The organism is Mesotoga sp. B105.6.4, from assembly GCF_002896535.1.
Lineage (GTDB): Bacteria > Thermotogota > Thermotogae > Petrotogales > Kosmotogaceae > Mesotoga.
The window spans coordinates 1-17,716 of record NZ_JWIM01000085.1; the positions used below are offsets into that span (position 1 = coordinate 1).

14 protein-coding genes and 1 pseudogene are annotated in these 17,716 nt (G+C 45.0%); 13 read left to right on the forward strand and 2 right to left on the reverse strand.

The window, feature by feature from the left end:
- From RJ60_RS14465 to RJ60_RS14475, 3 genes are all read left to right on the forward strand, one after another.
- Positions 1–251, forward strand: a 251-nt coding sequence (locus tag RJ60_RS14465) for a group II intron maturase-specific domain-containing protein (protein ID WP_308410924.1), incomplete at its 5' end; no start/stop codon positions are given.
- Positions 252–416: 165 nt separating this feature from the next.
- A complete protein-coding gene (locus tag RJ60_RS14470; RefSeq protein ID WP_099830178.1) occupies positions 417–653 on the forward strand; it encodes a DUF1659 domain-containing protein in 237 nt (78 codons plus the stop codon).
- A gap of 197 nt (positions 654–850) precedes the next feature.
- Entirely contained in the window at positions 851–1,060 is a 210-nt protein-coding gene (locus tag RJ60_RS14475) for a DUF2922 family protein (RefSeq protein ID WP_099831059.1), read from the forward strand.
- 58 nt (positions 1,061–1,118) lie between these two features.
- Here the strand turns inward: RJ60_RS14475 and RJ60_RS14480 are convergent, their stop codons facing one another.
- Positions 1,119–1,484: a four helix bundle protein gene (locus tag RJ60_RS14480; RefSeq protein ID WP_099830198.1), complete on the reverse strand. Its 366-nt coding sequence runs from the start codon at positions 1,482–1,484 to the stop codon at positions 1,119–1,121.
- Positions 1,485–1,622: 138 nt separating this feature from the next.
- On the opposite strand from RJ60_RS14480, the gene RJ60_RS14485 reads away from it, so the two are divergent.
- From RJ60_RS14485 to RJ60_RS14530, 10 genes are all read left to right on the forward strand, one after another.
- The gene (locus tag RJ60_RS14485; RefSeq protein WP_103135222.1) at positions 1,623–1,865 is read left to right on the forward strand and encodes a hypothetical protein; all 243 of its coding nucleotides are present in this window, start codon (positions 1,623–1,625) and stop codon (positions 1,863–1,865) included.
- Between the two features lie 390 nt (positions 1,866–2,255).
- Positions 2,256–2,729 (forward strand): BREX-3 system P-loop-containing protein BrxF, encoded by a 474-nt coding sequence (gene brxF / locus RJ60_RS14490; RefSeq protein ID WP_103135223.1) that lies wholly within the window; start codon positions 2,256–2,258, stop codon positions 2,727–2,729.
- An 18-nt stretch (positions 2,730–2,747) separates the two neighbouring features.
- The gene (locus RJ60_RS14495; RefSeq protein ID WP_103135224.1) at positions 2,748–6,467 is read left to right on the forward strand and encodes a DUF6079 family protein; all 3,720 of its coding nucleotides are present in this window, start codon (positions 2,748–2,750) and stop codon (positions 6,465–6,467) included.
- Positions 6,467–9,283, forward strand: a complete 2,817-nt coding sequence (locus tag RJ60_RS14500) for a DNA methyltransferase (protein WP_103135225.1) — start codon at positions 6,467–6,469, stop codon at positions 9,281–9,283. Before RJ60_RS14495 ends, RJ60_RS14500 begins: the two co-directional genes overlap by 1 nt.
- A 5-nt stretch (positions 9,284–9,288) precedes the next feature.
- Positions 9,289–10,029: a DUF3800 domain-containing protein gene (locus RJ60_RS14505; protein WP_103135226.1), complete on the forward strand. Its 741-nt coding sequence runs from the start codon at positions 9,289–9,291 to the stop codon at positions 10,027–10,029.
- Positions 10,030–10,253: 224 nt separating this feature from the next.
- Positions 10,254–13,013 (forward strand): DEAD/DEAH box helicase, encoded by a 2,760-nt coding sequence (locus RJ60_RS14510; protein WP_103135227.1) that lies wholly within the window; start codon positions 10,254–10,256, stop codon positions 13,011–13,013.
- Positions 13,013–14,938: a BREX-3 system phosphatase PglZ gene (gene pglZ, locus RJ60_RS14515; RefSeq protein ID WP_180979980.1), complete on the forward strand. Its 1,926-nt coding sequence runs from the start codon at positions 13,013–13,015 to the stop codon at positions 14,936–14,938. The genes RJ60_RS14510 and pglZ overlap by 1 nt, the downstream gene beginning before the upstream one ends.
- Positions 14,939–14,943: 5 nt before the next feature.
- Positions 14,944–15,678 carry a hypothetical protein gene (locus RJ60_RS14520; protein WP_146028941.1) on the forward strand — a complete coding sequence of 245 codons (735 nt, stop codon included), beginning with the start codon at positions 14,944–14,946 and terminating at the stop codon, positions 15,676–15,678.
- Complete coding sequence (locus tag RJ60_RS14525; protein WP_103135230.1) at positions 15,679–16,452, forward strand: hypothetical protein; 774 nt, start codon at positions 15,679–15,681, stop codon at positions 16,450–16,452. It abuts the gene before it with no gap.
- Positions 16,403–16,903, forward strand: a complete 501-nt coding sequence (locus RJ60_RS14530; RefSeq protein WP_103135231.1) for a hypothetical protein — start codon at positions 16,403–16,405, stop codon at positions 16,901–16,903. The genes RJ60_RS14525 and RJ60_RS14530 overlap by 50 nt, the downstream gene beginning before the upstream one ends.
- Positions 16,904–17,508: 605 nt before the next feature.
- Here the strand turns inward: RJ60_RS14530 and RJ60_RS15870 are convergent.
- Positions 17,509–17,716: pseudogene (locus RJ60_RS15870) on the reverse strand (transposase); the annotation flags it as partial.

Sequence of the window (17,716 nt, forward strand, 5' to 3'; positions counted from 1 at the left end):
GTATTGAAGAACTCTCAGAAAGGATCAACCCGGTAATAAGAGGTTGGATAAACTACTATGGACACTTTCGCAGATTTGAAATGTATACAGTACTGAGTCGGCTAAACAAAGCCTTAGTTCAATGGGTAAGAAACAAGTACAAGAAAAGGAGAGGTCGTACAAAAGCGGGTAAATGGCTAGAAGCTCTTGCTCGCAGAGAGCCTCATCTATTTGTACACTGGACAATGGGGATATTCTATATGGCTGGATAATGGGAGCCGGATGAATCGAGAGATTCAAGTCCGGTTCTGAGAGAGCCTGGGGGTGAAATCCCCCTGGGCTACTCACCAGTTCTCAGTTGCAAGAGAAGAAAGATCCAGGTCTTACTTGCATCTTGCGACTTGTAACTTGCAACTGAAAGAAAAGGAGGAATTTTCATGGGACTTGGCACAACTGTAATGGTAGTAGGTACTGAGAAGTCACTCTCGATCACCTGGGATACAGGTGTCATTGAGGACGACAAACCAGTCCTCTCGAGACAGACTCTCAAAGTCGATTCGGCAATGACTGCTCAGGAGGCTTATGACGCAGCCTATAACATCGCAAGCCTCACCGATTACATCATCGCCGATATCAAGCTAGTTGAAACCCAGACCCTCGGACCGATCGATTAAGAGATTGATGTAAGAGGGTAGAGGCTGGAGGTTTGAAGTTGGAGAGCTTCTTACCTCTGACCGGTGAAACAATGTAACCGTAGGCCGTAGTCCGTTCGCCGATTAGGATCGAAAATGCAATGCCACTGCACTTTATAGCTCTTTCGGAGGACGGATGACGGTCAACGGAGAACCGTCATTCGAAAGGAGGAACTCAAATGAGAAACCTGAGCGTTAGGTGGTACGATTCAACCGCGAAGAAGTCCAAGGGCTTCTACATAAAGGAGCCCAAGGAGAGTCTCACTCAGTCTGAAGTCGAGACTGTGATGGGAAACCTCATAACTCTGAAGGCAATCCCTTCAAGCTATGCGGTAGACTACGCGGCAGTGATCGATACCCAGAAGAATGAGTTGTTTAATCTCATCTGACCACATTAGTTGTTCGTTCCAGAGCGAGGATCTGTTCTTCGTTCTTGGATGCCCGGGCTTACAGCCCGGGTTTCTTTAGAGAACTGATCAGTTTGTTGATCATCATGTTGATCTTTGTGCCGACGGCTTCGATTGATTCAAGACAGCTGTCGTTAATGTAGCCAAGCCTATTGGCTATGGCAAGTTGAGTGAGCGATTCAAGAAGAGAACCTCTCGCGAGGTAGAGGAATTGAATGAACTCCTTTCTATGTTGCCTTCCAGAACCTTCGGCGATATTGGAAGGAATGGATACAGCAGATCTTTGGAGCTGAGAACCGAGACCATATTTCTCATAGTCAGGAAAGTCTCTGGTTAATCTGTAGATCTCCATCACGTAATCCATACTGAGCTGCCATACATGTAAATCTTTGTAACTTGTAGACACATCATTCACCTCCGAGAGAATTCTAAAAGAATCGGCGTCTTTGATCAACTCCGCTCTGACCAAGAACATGGACGCGTAGCGTCGGAACGAAGAACGTGGGCGCAGCGCGCCGGAACTAACAAGAAGGAGGTAATCCATTTGAATTGGATAAAAGAGTTAATATCCCTAATCACAATTTTCGCTAGTTACGTAGAGAGTCCCGGCAACGGGGCTGAGAAGAAAGAGAAAGTGAAACAGATGATAAAGGACGCGCTCCCGGATGAAGAGTGGAAGATCGATCCAGAATTCTTCGACTTCATCCTGGATGTCTTGATAGACCTAGTCGTCATGTTCCTGAACAAGGGACTTTGGAAGACAGCGATGAAGGTGTTGGTGAAGTAGCTGGATGTTTGAGGGGAAAGATTTGAAGCAACAAGATTTCTTCCTGAAGCTATCTTTAGAAGCATTTAGAAAAACAAATCGACAGCAAGATAGCTTCTGTTTAGAATGCCCCTTGGCACAAGAGCAGAATTTTGTTTCAAGAAAGGTTGAAATAATGAGTCTTAACCCTATGCGCAATCCTCTCAGTATTGGAGTTTCATATTCGGTGCATTGGTCAATGTTTTGTGGATGTCGTCGTGAAACAAGTCAGAAAAGGTTAAACCTATGCATTTTGGCCCAAATGAACTCGAAACCGACTCTAATCGCTTCATATAGCTTCGAATCGCATTTTGTAACCAATATCTGAATATTGTAAAATTATACCATTGGACTATTGGGGTGAGCGTTATTATGAGAAATCTGGTGAAAGGTGACTATTCCTTTATCAGGAATAGTCTTTTTGAGCGTCTTCAGGGAACGGAACCAGGTCTTGCATTGATAACGGGCGGTAATGATTCAGGAAGATCTTCGTTGATGAATGACGTTGCTAACGAGCAAAACATAGATGTGCTTAATCTCGGTCTCGCACTGAGCAAAGAATTGATGACGGTTTCAAGAAACGAAAGCCCACTAATGGCTTCTAGATTTCTTTCGGAGCTGGCGAATTCTCGAAAACCGCTGCTTCTTGACCACATAGAAATCCTTTTCGAGCCACAGCTCAAACTGATGATCATTCAGTCTTTGCGTTTGCCCGCAAGAACCAGATTAGTTATCGTAAATTGGCCTGGTGGTATCGAGGGTGAATTTGTGACATACGCCAATAGAAGCCATCCAGAGTTCATGGAAGCACGACTGGACAACGAGGCTGTATTCAAAATAGAATGAGACAAGGGGGGTCATGCTATGCGATACAACGAGCTGATTCAGTTTGAACCACTAGAATCAGTGATGCAACTTAAAGACACAAAAAAAGAGGAACGCGCTCGCGATTTTGTTTCCACTTACGTAATATCCAAACCCATGTCGGATAATCTCTCAAAAGTCGTTTTCACGAATCTCAGATTTGACACCCCTGGTGACAACAAAGGGCTGTTCATAGTTGGAAACTATGGAACGGGGAAATCACATCTCATGGGAGTTTTGGCTTCAATAGCCGAAAATGCTGAACTCTGTGAAATGCTGACCGATGATTTCGTCAAAGAGTCTGCGACACAAATCGCAGGGAAATTCAAGGTTATACGCTCCGAAATCGGCGCCACGGAAATGCCCCTGAGAGACATAGTCTTGAGCGAGCTCAAGACGGAACTCTTTGAGATGGGAATAGAATTCGACTTTCCATCTATAGACAAAGTCACAAACAATAAAGACACTCTGAATGAAATGATGAGCCTCTTTTGCGAGAAATATCCGGATAAAGGCCTTCTGTTGGTTATCGACGAACTGCTCGATTACCTTCGTCACAGGAAAGAGCAGAGCCTTGTTCTGGACATGACCTTCCTCAGAGAACTCGGAGAATTCTGCAAGAGCTCACGCTTCAGATTCATCGCAGGTATTCAGGAGGCTCTCTACGACAATCCAGCCTTTGAGTTTGCTTCCGATGCAGTTCGGAGAGTGAAAGAGCGCTTCATAGACATAAGAATCGCTAGAGAAGATATCGAGTATGTCGTCGCAAACCGATTGCTGAAGAAATCCGAATCGCAAAAGGCGCGCATAAGGGAGCATCTCCAGAAATTCACCAAATACTACGGGAGCATGAATGAAAGACTCGACTCCTTCGTTAATCTCTTCCCAATACATCCGTCTTTTATCTCAATGTTTGAAAGGATAAGATTTATAGAGCATAGAGAGGTCCTTCAGACCCTCACCAAGGTCATGAGCGATTTGCTTGATCAAAGGGTTCCTGAAGACGCACCGGGAATGGTTTCCTACGACACCTACTGGGACAGGATAAGCTCCAGAAGTGATCTGGTAACCGTGCCGGAGATTAGGCAAACCAAAGAGAAGAGCGACGAACTAGTGGCGAAGATAAGGGCGGGAATAGAGAAGCATCGCCTTGAAAACGCTGTACGTGTTACTAAGGCGCTTTCCGTTCACCGACTGAGCACAGTAGATATAAACACGAAGATCGGGCCCACCGTTGATGAACTGAGGGACGAGCTTCTGATTTACGACCCCGTAATAGAGGGTCTTGGAGGCGATCCGCAAGAAGACCTCTCGACGATGATAGAAGGGGTTCTGAAGAAGATAATGAACATCGTCAGTGGTCAGTATATAGCTTTCATAAAAGAAAACGGCCAGTACTATCTCGATTTGAACAAGACAATTGATTTCGACAGCCAGATCGAGAAAAAGAGAAGCACGATGAGCGACGAAGCTTTCAACAAGAACTATTATTCAATACTGGCAAAGCTGATGGAATGCACTGACAGAACATACGTACCTGGACACAGGATCTGGCAGTATGAGCTGTTGTGGCAGAGTAAGAATACTACGAGACTAGGCTATCTCTTTTTTGGCCAGCCAAACGAAAGATCGACGGCTCATCCTCCACGTGACTTCTATATCTACTTTCTCCCGTTTTTCAAGACCGGATCTTTCAAGGACGAGGGGTGCGAGGACGAAGTCTTCTTCTCGATTACCGACACCGATCGGGATTTCGAAGACAATCTCAAGAACTATGCAGCGGCACTAGAGCTATCCCAAACGGCCGGAAGCTACAAAAATACATATATAAGGCTTTCCGAAGGCTATCTTTCAAGATGCACCAGTTGGCTGAGTGAAAACCTGGTATCGGCATATTCAGTTACCTACAAGAAGTCTTCGAAGTCAATTCCAGAAATCTATTCTCTCAGAAACAGACCCTTCAAGCAGCTGGAAGGCTTCAAGGAGGTAATCGACGATATATCCTCGACGCTTCTCGACAGCTACTTCTCAGACACCGCTCTGGGTTATCCGGAGTTTGAAACCAAGATGACATCTCAGAATAGGAATCAGATAATCGAAACAACTATAAAAGGAATGATTAGTGGTACGCTTTCGAGGCAGAGCAAAGAAACACTTTCATCTTTCCATTTGCTGAATGAAAGCGGCGGAATAGTCACCTCGAAATCTCCTTATGTGAAGAAGATTATGAGTCTTTTGGAGGAGAAGCCTGTTGGCAGTGTCTTAAACCGAAACGAGCTTTTCGAAATCACAGAGACAGGTGAATACCTCATGCCTTTCAGGCTGGAACCGGAATGGGTTGTCGTCCTGCTGGCGGCGATGCTTTATATGGGTGAGATAGAGCTCTCCGTGGTCGGAGAGAAGCTTGACGCGAGCTCTCTTGACAAACTACAGAAGCTATCCGTCGATGATTTGGTCAACTTCAAGAATATTAGACTGCCCAAAGATCTTCCAGTCTCGACAATAAGAGAGCTTTTCTCGCTGCTGAAGATCAATGAGGGCCAGGTTTCGCAGCTCCAAAATGGAGACTCCGCCCCTGTTGAGAATATGTTGAGAAGAGCTCAATCAAATGCTGAGGACCTTGCCAAGCTTGGCGAAAAGATCAAGAATGGTATCGACTTCTGGGAAGAACCCCTTCTCAAGCCTTCAGAGCTCGAAGAAAGAATGAAGAACATCAAAAGGTTGAAGGATTTCTTCGATTCCCTTACAAACTACTCGACGGTTGGAAAGTTGAAGAACCTGAAGATCTCGAAAGAAGACGTGGCCGAGATGAGAAAAGAACATGAAGCGATCTCGAGAATGAAGACACTCATAGAGATTACTGATGAGCTGAGCAGCGATGTCGGCTACCTCCAAAGAGCCAGAGAACATCTCCCTTCCGATACTCCGTGGCTTGATCAATACGGCAAAACGAGAGAGAAAGTACTCGACAGGCTTAAAGACAGCAGCCTGAAGTTGTCCGGCTTGAAGAGAGAGCTCCAATCATCGATTGACGATTTGAAAATGGGCTATACCAAGCTTTACATCGAATTGCATAGAAAGGCTAGGCTTGATTCTCAGGGAGACTCTAGAAAGAGCAAGTTGCTGAGCGACTACAGATTCAAGACACTCAACAGGCTTTCAACGATCGAAATGCTTTCGAAGCAGCAGTTTCAGGATCTGACAAATAGAATCACCAATCTAAAGACCTGTTACAGCCTCACCGAAAAGGATCTTGAAAAATCGCCATTCTGCAAGAACTGCGGATTCAAACCGTCCCTCGAGATTTCCAATAATCGTGAGCTTTCTCTAGTGCTCGACGCCCTCGATGAAGAGCTGGACAGGCTCTTCGAATCCTGGACGAAAACGCTTTTGTCGAATCTCCAGGATCCTGTAGTCGGTGAAAACATACAGCTTCTAGACCCCGAAGGCAGAAGGCTGGTGGAGAAATTCATAAAAGAACAAGAGCTGAAGGAAGAGCTTGTCGAAGATCAGCTGTTCATTAGGGCTTTAACCGAAGCCTTCTCTACTCTGGAGAAGATAGAGCTTACTACCGAAGAGCTTCAGGATAGGCTCTTCGGAGATCACGCCCCAAAAACGCCACAGGAGATGCGCAAACGCTTTGAAGAGTTGATTGAAGAGAAGACCAGAGGCAAAGATATAAACAAAGTGAGGATTATTCTCAAAGAAGGAGAAAAGTGATGGAAAACAACAGACTGTTCGACGATAATGTAGACAAAGGGCCCGTTGAGTGCCTGGGGCTGACTTTTTCGAATGACGAAGAGCGGCGGAAATACTTCGGCGAGAAGTTGGAAGAGAAGTTAAAAGACCCCGAATTCAGGAAGATCGAAGGCTTCCCCAAGGGAAGCGACGAGGACATACTGAACCTCTCCGATCCGCCCTACTATACGGCCTGTCCGAATCCATTCATAGACGATTTCATAAAGCATTACGGCAAACCTTACGATCCGGAAGAGAAGTATTCTAGAGAGCCTTTTGCAGCTGACGTCAGCGAGGGAAAGAACGACCCGATATACAATGCCCACTCATACCACACCAAAGTACCCCACAAGGCAATAATGCGCTATATACTGCACTACACAGAGCCGGGTGACATTGTCTTCGACGGCTTCTGTGGCACTGGAATGACAGGTGTCGCGGCCCAGATGTGTGAAAACAAAGAGGTCGTCGAATCGCTTGGCTATGAAGTAAAGAAAGACGGAACGATACTGGATGAATCGGGGAAGCCTTTCTCGAAAATGGGCGCCAGATACGCAGTGTTGAATGATCTCTCTCCGGCGGCGACCTTTATCGCCTACAACTACAACACTCCAGTCGATGCGAAGGCCTTCGAAAGAGAGGCAAAGAGGATACTGAAAGAAGTCGAAGAGGAGTGCGGCTGGATGTACTGCACGCTATCTTCGGAGAACACTGAAGATATCGAAAAGGCTAAGAAGCTCCTCTCTGAACGAGGTAAAGAATTCACGAAGGAACCGCTCCCTTGGGGAAAGATAAACTACACTGTCTGGTCGGATGTCTTTTCCTGTCCCGAATGCGGAGGCGAGATCATCTTCTGGGAAGCCGCGGTCGATAAGGAAGAGGGAAAGGTTAGATCCGAGTTTTCCTGTCCTCACTGCGGCGCATCGTTGACGAAGAAGAGAATGGAAAGGGTTATTGAGACACAGTATGATGCTGCTATCGGAAAGACGGTTAAACAGGCGAAGCAAGTTCCGGTTTTGATAAACTACTCAATAGGCAAGAAACGTTACGAAAAGAGGCCCGATGAGTTCGATCTAGCGCTTATCGAATACATTGAGAAGAGCGAGATACCCTACTGGTATCCGACATACAGAATGCCCGAAGGAGAAGAGTCGAGGAGAAACGACGATATAGGTCTAACTCATGTCCACCACTTCTACACGAAGAGAAACCTGTGGGTGTTGGCGATGATTAATACGATTTTTTCCAAACAAATTCAAGCAAAGCTTGTGAATCAATCTATTATGTCTACTCTGACATCAAATCTTGTAAGGTATAATCAGGGACATAGAGGCAATGGCCCTCTAAATGGCACTCTCTATGTTCCGTCGCTAATTGCTGAGTCTAACGTTTTCAAAGCGTTTTCGGGAAAGATAACTAACCTTGCAAGGGCATTTCTTTCAAACAATTATTCATCTGTTGCATGCCTCAGCACTACTCAAGAAACTTCACCATCGAAATCAGTCGACTACATCTTCACCGATCCTCCTTTCGGCGGAAATCTAATGTATTCCGAGCTCAACTTCCTCTGGGAGGCCTGGCTGAAGGTCTTCACTAATAACGAACCGGAAGCGATAATGAACAAGGTTCAGCAGAAAGGACTTCTCGAGTATCAGGAGCTCATGACCCGTTGCTTCGAGGAGTATTACAGAGTATTGAAACCGGGCCGATGGATGACCGTCGAGTTTCATAACTCTCAAAACAGCGTCTGGAATGCAATACAGGAGGCTATCCAGCGAGCCGGTTTCGTGATAGCGGATGTGCGAACATTAGACAAGAAGCAGGGAACATTCAAACAGGTTACAAGCACCGGCGCGGTGAAGCAAGACCTGATTATCTCCGCATACAAGCCCAACGGAGGGCTGGAGGACAGGTTCAAACTCGAAGCAGGAACGGAAGAAGGAGTCTGGGACTTCCTTCGGGAACACTTGAAGAGACTGCCCGTCTTTACGGAGAAGAACGGCTCATCCGAGCTTATAGTCGAGAGAACGGATTATCTTCTTTACGACAGGATGATTGCCTTTCACATCCAGCGAGGCAGATCTATTCCAATGTCTGCTTCAGAGTTTTACAAGGGCCTGCGGGAGAGGTTCCCAGAAAGGGATAGTATGTTCTTCCTGCCAGATCAGGTAAACGAATACGATCGTAAGAGAGTAAACGTGAGTGAGCTTCGCCAGCTTTCGCTCTTCGTCACAGATGAGAATTCGGCGATCCAGTGGCTGAGGCTTCAACTCCAGAACAAGCCCCAGACCTTTCAGGAGCTTCAGCCTCAGTTCATGCCCATCTCCCGAGGATGGGCCAAGCACGAGAAAGAGATCGAACTCAAGGAGCTTCTTGAAGACAACTTCCTCAAGTACGAAGGTGAAGGACCCGTTCCTGCTCAGATCTGGAGCTGGCTACAAAAGAGCGGGAAACTGAGAGAAAAGATGAAAAATCAGACTCCCGAAACGGCAGATAGCTCACTAAAGGCCGAAGCGAAAGACAGATGGTATGTGCCCGATCCGGCGAGGGCGCAGGACCTAGAGAGACTTAGAGAGAAGGCTCTTCTGAGAGAGTTCGAAGAGTACAGAAATCACATGGGTAAAAAGATTCGAATATTCAGAACCGAGGCCGTTAGGGCTGGCTTCAAACGACTATGGACTGAGAAAGATTATAAGAGCATAGTAGAGGTTGCCGACAAACTAAGCGACAAAGTAATTCAGGAAGATCCGAAACTTCTCATGTACTACGACAACGCCCTTACGCGCCTTGGAGAGTAACAACCGTGAAGTACATATTCTCCGACGAATACGGGACGCCTAGCTACAAAGGGATTGATCGTGATGACAATAAAGTGTTTTTTCTATCGGCGGTAATAGTAGATCCCGATGACTATTCCGAGTTCATTCTTGGACTGACAGACTTCAAGGTCAGGTGGTTCAAACACAAAGCCGAGTTTTGCCTTCATTTCAAGGAGATATCTAGAAAAGAGAGGATATACAGGTTCCTGAACGAAGAGCATAATGAAGTCGGTTTCCACAAGGATTTGCTCGAACTAATATCTTCTCTCAAGTTCAGCTTTTTGGGAGCATTCATCAACAAGATAGAGATACTCCATCACTACAAGCAAAATATTCATCCCTATTTGGCATCAATACAGCTAATTGCAAGCAAATTGCTCGATTTTCCAGAAAGAGAGTTTCGATGGATATTTGAAAGTAGAAGATCTTTTGAGGATACATTATATGCAGATTCCCTAGAAAATCTAACTATTATGGGAGTGACTACTACACATTTGGACTGGTTGAAAGATCATAGATTTGGAAATCTGAAATTCGTGCCACAGTTCAGAAGAAAGGAAGAAAGGATCGCAGGACTGGAAGTGGCAGACATTCTTGCATTTGCTATAGGTAGTAGTATAAGAAAAGAAGTTCTAGAAAGACCACTATGGTCATTCGCTTCAAGAATACTCGAGGTTATCAAAGAAGAGAAGTTATTGACTGGACATCTATATGTTGCTATTTAAGACATCATAAAAGGTTAAGCGGAGCCCTTTGCCTGCTCCGCCCACGGGGACACCCCCATGCAAAAGAATTATAGCATTGAGGAAGACAGAATGTCAACACTTGGATCGGGAGGACGAGAATACTGTCTTAGGAGCGAGTTCAAGCGATTAGCTTTGATCTTCTGAGGAAATGATTTGTTAGGGTCTCATTCAGTGTGGAAGCTCTTTCTGAATTGGAGTTGTCTATGAGTGAAAAGTGGTACTGGCTGGAAAGCGAAAAGAAGCTATGTATGCTTCTCGAAAGCAGGGAGATCTGGGGTTACAAGACATCGAGAGTCTGGATTCCCGGGGAAGACCGGGTAGTTCAAATAGGTTCCGATGAGTTGAAGGCTGCTGAAGATGTGAAGGACTTCTTCTCTGAGGATTTCATATCATATGTCTCTGCCTCGGGTAAACTGCTGAACGCCTTCAATTCGGCAGACATTCTTCTGGCACCTATGAATTCAGCCGTTCTGCCTCTTCCTCACCAGATTCATGCTCTTCAACGAGCCCTTTTCGGGGACAAGATACGCTTCCTTCTTGCAGATGAAGTGGGCCTTGGAAAAACTATAGAAGCTGGCTTGATCATCCAGGAGCTGAAGCTCCGCGGCCTTGTCAAGCGAGTTCTGATAGTAGCTCCCAAGGGACTGATAACTCAGTGGGAGAACGAAATGACATTGAAGTTCGACGAGAGTTTCAAACTGGTAATCCCTTCTGAGCTTTCTGCCTTTAAGAAACTGTCCGGAGTACAAAACGCCTGGGAGCTCTTCGATCAAATAATCTGTCCTCTTGATTCAGTCAAACCGATCTATTCCCGTCAGGGCTGGAGTAATGAGAGACTCCAAGAATACAATCAAGAGAGATTTCTTGATCTTGTCGATGCTGGCTGGGATCTCATAGTCGTGGATGAGGCTCACAAACTTGGTGGGACCAATTCTCAGGTTGCAAGACACAGGCTCGGGCAGAGCCTTGCACAGGCCGCGCCATATATCCTGCTGCTTTCAGCGACGCCGCATCAGGGAAAAAGCGATGCCTTTCTCAGGCTTATGTCTCTCCTTGACCCGATCGCATTCACTTCGGAGGATGAGCTCGACAGAGATACGGTCTCGGAGTATGTCCTTAGGACTGAGAAGCGAAAGGCGATAGATATAGAGGGAAAGCCTCTTTTCAAAAGGCGGATCACAAATCTAGTATCTATAGATTTCGGCGAGAAGCACGTAAAACAGCATCTTTTGTACGAAGCAGTCACCAAATACGTAAGAGAAGGCTTCCGGAAGGCGATGAACCAGAAACAGAATTTCATCGGGTTCCTAATGCTTTTGATGCAGAGGTTAGTCGCTTCATCCACTGCCGCTATAGCAAGTGCTCTAGAGAAGAGACTGGAGGCGATTTCTGGTTCAGGCGATCAGATGGTACTTCCAATTGAGCTGAACAGCTTCTCATTCGCAGAATTCGAAGAGATGAACAACAGCGAGGAGATAGATTTTCTTGGAATCATTAGGCTAAAACCTTTCGTCAGCGAAGAGGAAAGGGTTCGCTATCTTCTGGGTTTGGCGAGATCAGTCGAGTTCGAAGAGAATGACGCCAAGGCTCTTAAACTCCTGGAGATCATTCAGACAATCAGAAGAGAGGAAATCAATCCAAACGTGAAGATTCTCGTCTTCACTGAGTTTGTGGCAACCCAAAAGATGCTCCAGAAATTTCTCGAAGAGAGAGGGTTTTCGGTTTGTATTCTAAACGGTTCCATGAGTTTGGAAGAGAGACTGAAGGCGCAGAGATCTTTCGCTAAGGAATCTCAGATCATGATCTCTACCGATGCGGGAGGGGAGGGCCTTAATCTTCAGTTCTGCCATGTCGTGGTTAATTACGATATTCCGTGGAATCCGATGAAGATAGAACAAAGAATTGGCAGGGTAGACAGAATTGGTCAAAGCCTGGATGTAAAAGCCTTCAACCTTGCAATAGAGTCGACTGTAGAGTTCAGAGTTATCGAAGTCATCGAACAGAAGCTGAAAGTGATTCTTCAAGAATTCGGTGTAGATAAGACAGAAGATGTTCTGGATTCGACCGAAGCGGCCAACCTTTTCGATGATATCTATGTCACTGCAATCACAGACCCGGACAACCTGGAAAACCAGATTGAAAGTTCGCTGGAAAAAATTAGACAGCAGATTGTTTTGTCGAAGGAAAGAGGAAGAATCTTACCTGCTGATAGTTCTCTTGCCCCAGAGGAAGTGCGAAGGCTTATTAATCAGCCAGTTCACTACTGGCTGGAAAGAGCAGTCACATCTTATGTCAAGAGCAAGGGCGGTAAGGCAACTGTACTGGGAAGCAACTGGAAGATAAGTCTTCCTGGTGTAATCGGAGAGGAACTCGTGGCTTTCTCGCGTAATGATAACCCTGACTTCAGGCCAATAACATTCAACGATCCTTTGGTCAGATCCATTGTCAAGGAAATTCCGCAGTTCCCTGAAGGATTGCCTGTGCCGTCTGCGATAATTCGCAGAATACCAAAAGGCATATACGGAACCTGGTCGCTATGGAAGGTGACGGCCCACGGTTCAAGGTATGATCTTCAGAGAGTCTTACCGATCTTTGTGAATGAAAAAGGAGATCTACTTCACGGGTCGGCCGATCTGATATGGAATAGACTCATCGAGGGAGAAATTACGGTAAATGCATTTGAAGAGGCTTCAGGGATCTATGAAGGAGCAAATGAGAGATTGAAGGAGACTTTCGATGAGCTGAAGAGTGTCTATTACACAAGAGTGGAGAAGGAGAGAGAAAGGAAAAGAGACTCGTTCAGGATGAGAAGAAAACTTGCAGAGAAATCGGGGCTCTCGCAGGTAAGGGACTACAGGGTTCGAAAGCTCGACAAGGAATTCGAAGAATGGAGTTCCCTAGAAGAAACGATTATTCCTCAAGTCGAGCTTCTTCTTGCCTTGCTCGTCAAGGGGGAAGAGTAGTGTCATCCCTGGATTCTCGCATTATTGATAAGATACTTAGTCCTGAAAGGGGCTCTTTGATCGTATATGATCCCGACGAACTTATCAATCAAGCAATTCTTGAAGAGTTGTCGGAACAAGGATTCTATGTTATTGAGTATAAAGATCCTATTGCCTTCAGATTCGAATATGAAAGTGAGCTGCGAGACAAAGCGAAGAGATTCTTAGTACTGACGAGAGAAACACCGGCCAGAGAGCTTCCATTTGACATCTACTCCCACCAATTGACCGTCGATGTCTCATTGAGTTCGATCTTTCCAAAACTCAGCAGAACCGCTCTAGAGGGTCTTGAAAGATCGGAGCTAGATAAACTTCATGACTCTTATAGCGACGATCTCGATTATCTGTCGACAAGGAGGACGAGAGAGTTTATCCTAAAGCTTATCTATGAATTGGATCCTTCTAAACGCTATAGCCTTTCGGAGCTTGTCGCCTGGCTGATAAAGTTACATTATGACAGGCTTCAGCTGAGAGACGAGCTGCTTGATCTTGTCATAGAAATCGCTAGGGAAAGGGGCTACGGGAGACTTTTGGATCTATCAACTTTTATTAGGCACAGAGAGGTTTTCTTTGAGTTTCTTCAGGAAAGATGGCCCGTATTTCTGAAGAATCATGGGAATTTCACAGTGAGTGATAATAACGAAGCCTCATTCAGGCACAAAGGCCCTAATTCTCTGCCCTTCGATGACCCGGCTATAAAGGTCTATACGGATACAATGTTTGCCGAAGGCCTCCTCAAACCCGTCTCCGTAGATGATCCTTCGAAGTTCGAGAAATCCTGGATGGTTATCGGAATTGATGGACCAGGTTCGGAGCGAATACGGTTCAAGAGGCTTCTTCAGATTGTCAGTGATTCCCTCCCAAAAGCTGATACCACTTTCAATAGTTGGATGGACTTTGCCTGGCGCTGGGCAGAGCTCAACCTGGTTGCCTGTTCGATCCCCTTGGGAAAGGACGATCAGTCGGATTTGAATGCAATTAGGACAATCATAGATTCTCGATTCGAGAACTGGATGACCGAAGAGTATGGAAGGTTACTTACGGTCTCGTCAAGGTGGCCGGTGACAGTAAGAGATATTTTGAATTGGACAAGCAAGTTATCCATAGAAAATAAGAAGCTCGCTCTCATAGTAATAGATGGAATGTCTCTTCTTCAGTGGCTAAGAGTGTCTGACTGGATAAAAGACTTTTCATTTGAACAGTACGCAGCTTATGCGATGATTCCGACAATAACTGCGGTCTCTAGACAGGCGATTTTTTCCGGAATGCTTCCCATGGACCTGCCGAGTTTGGCAAGCAACTCCTCAGAGAGCACACTGTGGGAGAGGGCATGGCTGGACAGAGGTTTCAAAGAAAGAGAGATCTCTCATATTAACAAGCCTGACAATCAGTTGATCGGTGAAGTGGAGCGGTCTATCGGAAAAGGACAGCCGGTGATTGGGATTGTCATAAGAGAACTTGACGAAAAGGCTCATGGTGAAAACATTGGTATGAAGGCACTATTAGCAGCTACAGAAACCTGGGCAAAGGAAAGCTGCTTTCTAGATCTATGCAAACTACTTTTCAGGGAGGGCTATGAGGTTGTTATAACTAGTGATCATGGAAACGTAGAAGCATACGGAATGGGGAATCCTTCAGAAGGGTTGATTGCGGAGACAAGAGGTGAAAGGGTTAGAATCTACAAAGATCGGCTATTGAGAGGAAAGATCCATATTGAATACCCAAATTCGATAGAGTGGGTTCCGGCGGGACTTCCGAAGGATTTCTTTCCACTAGTAGCTCGAGGAAGATGGGCTTTCACAACAGCTAACTCGGTTGTGATATCTCATGGAGGTTTGACACTAGAAGAGGTTATTGTTCCACTTATCAGATTAGGGAAAGGATGAGCAAATTGTCGAAGATGCTTGGATTTGATAGACAGATAAAGAAGGAATGGCTAGATATGACTATGGAACTACTGATCGAAGGTAAGAGCACTCAGCACATAAGAGAACAGCAGGAGAGATTCATGGCCTTAGATCTTCCTGGAAGAGATGCGAGAAGAAAGACAAGACTCGTCATTTCAAGAATGTGGCTAGACAATAACGCGAAGCTAATAACTTTGAGAAAAAGGGCTCTTGAGGCTCTGAAAGAGAATCCAGAGATTGACACCAGAATATTTCATTGGGGCATGAGCATAGCAACCTATGCTTTCTTCAGAGATATTGCAACAATCATTGGGAAGCTAATTGCCCTTCAGGGTTACTTCAAAGTCAGTCAAGTTCACGACAGAATCAGTAAGATTTGGGGAGAGAGGTCAACACTTACCAGAGCCTGTTCAAGGGTAATTCAAACCATGCTAATGTGGAAAGTTATTGAGAGCACAAAAGAACCTAAATCATATACCTCCTTTGAAAAGCTGCGAATTGCCGTGGAAGGAAAGCACGTAGCACAATGGTTGATTCACAGCCTACTATTAAGCAGGGAGAACGGATCAATTGCTGCTGAAGAAATTCGAAGATCGCCTGAACTCTTTCCTTTTTCGATCGAGATTGGTTTGGACTCTCTTCTTGTTTCAAACGGAATTAAAATATCTCATCGAGGCATCAAAACAGACTTTATTTCGCTCAAGGAGAATAATAATTGAATGAATACAGACAGATTGGAATCTCTTTCAGAATTGACTGCCAAGTACTGCTTCGAGAAACTCGATCTTGATTCTGCCGGGCTTGGAAGCGAATACAGTTATCCGAATTTGCCTTTATGCATAATCGATACGGTTTTCTCGATAGGCGTGAGTTACGCTTCTACAAGAAACACAGTAGACAGATTCTGCAGATTTCTGGGCGCTGAAGGTACTTTCGAATCGTTTTCAGTTTCATCTTTCCTCTCACTGTATCACACATACTCACCACAAAGAATGGCCGCAGAAGTCTTCGAAAACAAGCAACGGACCTCTACTGTCAACGGAATACTAAAGGCTGAAGCGGTCATGATGTTTTCTGAGGCAGTGAGAGCACAGGATGTTGAATACCTAAAGGATTCTAGCTTTTTGTTTAATAACGAGGAGTTTGAAAAATCTGTTTTGAGCATTCCAGGGCAGAGAAGTGGAATATCTCTCAGATACTTCTATATGCTGATCGGTTCCGATGACTTTGTGAAGCCGGACAGAATGATCTTAAGATTCCTGCAGACTGCAACTGAATGCGAAAGCATAACTCCTGACCTTGCATGCAGAATAGTCCAGTCAGCTTGCAAATTTCTCAGACACTCATTTCCAAATATGACTCCTAGATTACTGGATAGCATTATCTGGAGATTTCAAAGCGAAGAAGCAAAAGAAAATGCTGGTACAAACAAGAGGAGGAATCATGAAGAAAACTGTAGAAATCGAAAAGTTCGATCTAGTGAGGTTCACTGAAAAGACACTCGATTACTGTAGGACAATACTTGACCCTGAAATGGAACCGACTTCCGGAATAGGTTCTGCTGAAGACTATTCTTCCATTCCCGAGTTCAGTGATCGAAAAGAAAGAGACTTACGAAGAGAAATTCTGGAAGAAAACCTAATGCTGTTCTTCCCATTCATCATGGGGGGAACTGAATCTTCAATTGTGAGTGCGGATGGCAGTTCGTTTTCGTATGTTCCGGATGATGAAGATTCTGAATTCTCAATTCTTTCCGATCCCATGATCATTTATGGTTTCACGATACGTAAGGAGGACGAGAATTTAGTAATAGAATCTGCAGCATATTATCCAGGAGGCTGCACTTTCCCACCACCTTTTTTGGAATACAAAGAGAACTTAAGCTTTTTGGAGGAACCGATGGAGAAGTTCATTGATTCCTTCATCAAAGCCGGACACTACTGAGCATTGAAGAGGAAGCGATTGAGAGGATTTTCGAAGACTTGAGAGCACTGTCTTGAATAACTCTCTTGGCCAATAGTAACCAATTCAGAGACACTGTATCAGCTACAGTCACTTCTGTATCCAGTACTTCTTGATGCGTTCGAGATTTTACTTTAGCTTGCAAGAAAGGTATCGGAAATGAAGACGCAATTCGTTATCCCCTGCAAGTCAAGACAGATGCGTGTTAAGTCTCTGGAACTAGAAACTGTTGAGGCGATGAAAGCTTGTGTTAGGTCACTTGCTATGGCTTGCAAGAAGTATGCAGAAGAGACTTTAAATAAGGCTTCAGAGGCAGAATTTAGCTAGGTGTTGTTAGGCTCTCGACAAAGAAAGGGATGATGACTTAGTGGCTTCTACTTAGTGCAAAAAGCGTTTAGGGACTTTCGAAAACTCGCTTCTTTCAACAGACAAACTTTCCCATAACTGAAGTCCAGCTCAAATTATTGAAAATTGTGGAAAGAAGCGATTAAGTAGCTATCAGCGCCATAGTAACTTACTAACCTGAAGTTCCCAAACTGAACAAGCAAGAAATAGCTATCTGAAATGATTTCAGAGAAATGAAGTGGTTATTTCTGTCTACGTTTTCTGAGTTGTTTCAGTCCGACGAGTTCAAGCGCTTTCCTCTGTACCTCGTTAGGAGTTGTTATTATCGTGAATGAAGGCATCTGCGGTACCGCAGGTACGATAGCATCGTTACAGACAATCGTACTCATTTCAGATAGAAGAGTCTGAAAGCTGTGTACCGGTGTCCCGTCACTCAGCTTCTTCTTCCTC

Coding starts and splice junctions, on each gene's coding strand:
- RJ60_RS14475 (WP_099831059.1), top strand. CDS start 851: ATGAGAAACCTGAGCGTTAGGTGGTACGATTCAACCGCGAAGAAGTCC.
- RJ60_RS14530 (WP_103135231.1), top strand. CDS start 16,403: ATGAAGAAAACTGTAGAAATCGAAAAGTTCGATCTAGTGAGGTTCACT.
- RJ60_RS14525 (WP_103135230.1), top strand. CDS start 15,679: ATGAATACAGACAGATTGGAATCTCTTTCAGAATTGACTGCCAAGTAC.
- RJ60_RS14510 (WP_103135227.1), top strand. CDS start 10,254: ATGAGTGAAAAGTGGTACTGGCTGGAAAGCGAAAAGAAGCTATGTATG.
- RJ60_RS14470 (WP_099830178.1), top strand. CDS start 417: ATGGGACTTGGCACAACTGTAATGGTAGTAGGTACTGAGAAGTCACTC.
- RJ60_RS14495 (WP_103135224.1), top strand. CDS start 2,748: ATGCGATACAACGAGCTGATTCAGTTTGAACCACTAGAATCAGTGATG.
- brxF (WP_103135223.1), top strand. CDS start 2,256: ATGAGAAATCTGGTGAAAGGTGACTATTCCTTTATCAGGAATAGTCTT.
- RJ60_RS14500 (WP_103135225.1), top strand. CDS start 6,467: ATGGAAAACAACAGACTGTTCGACGATAATGTAGACAAAGGGCCCGTT.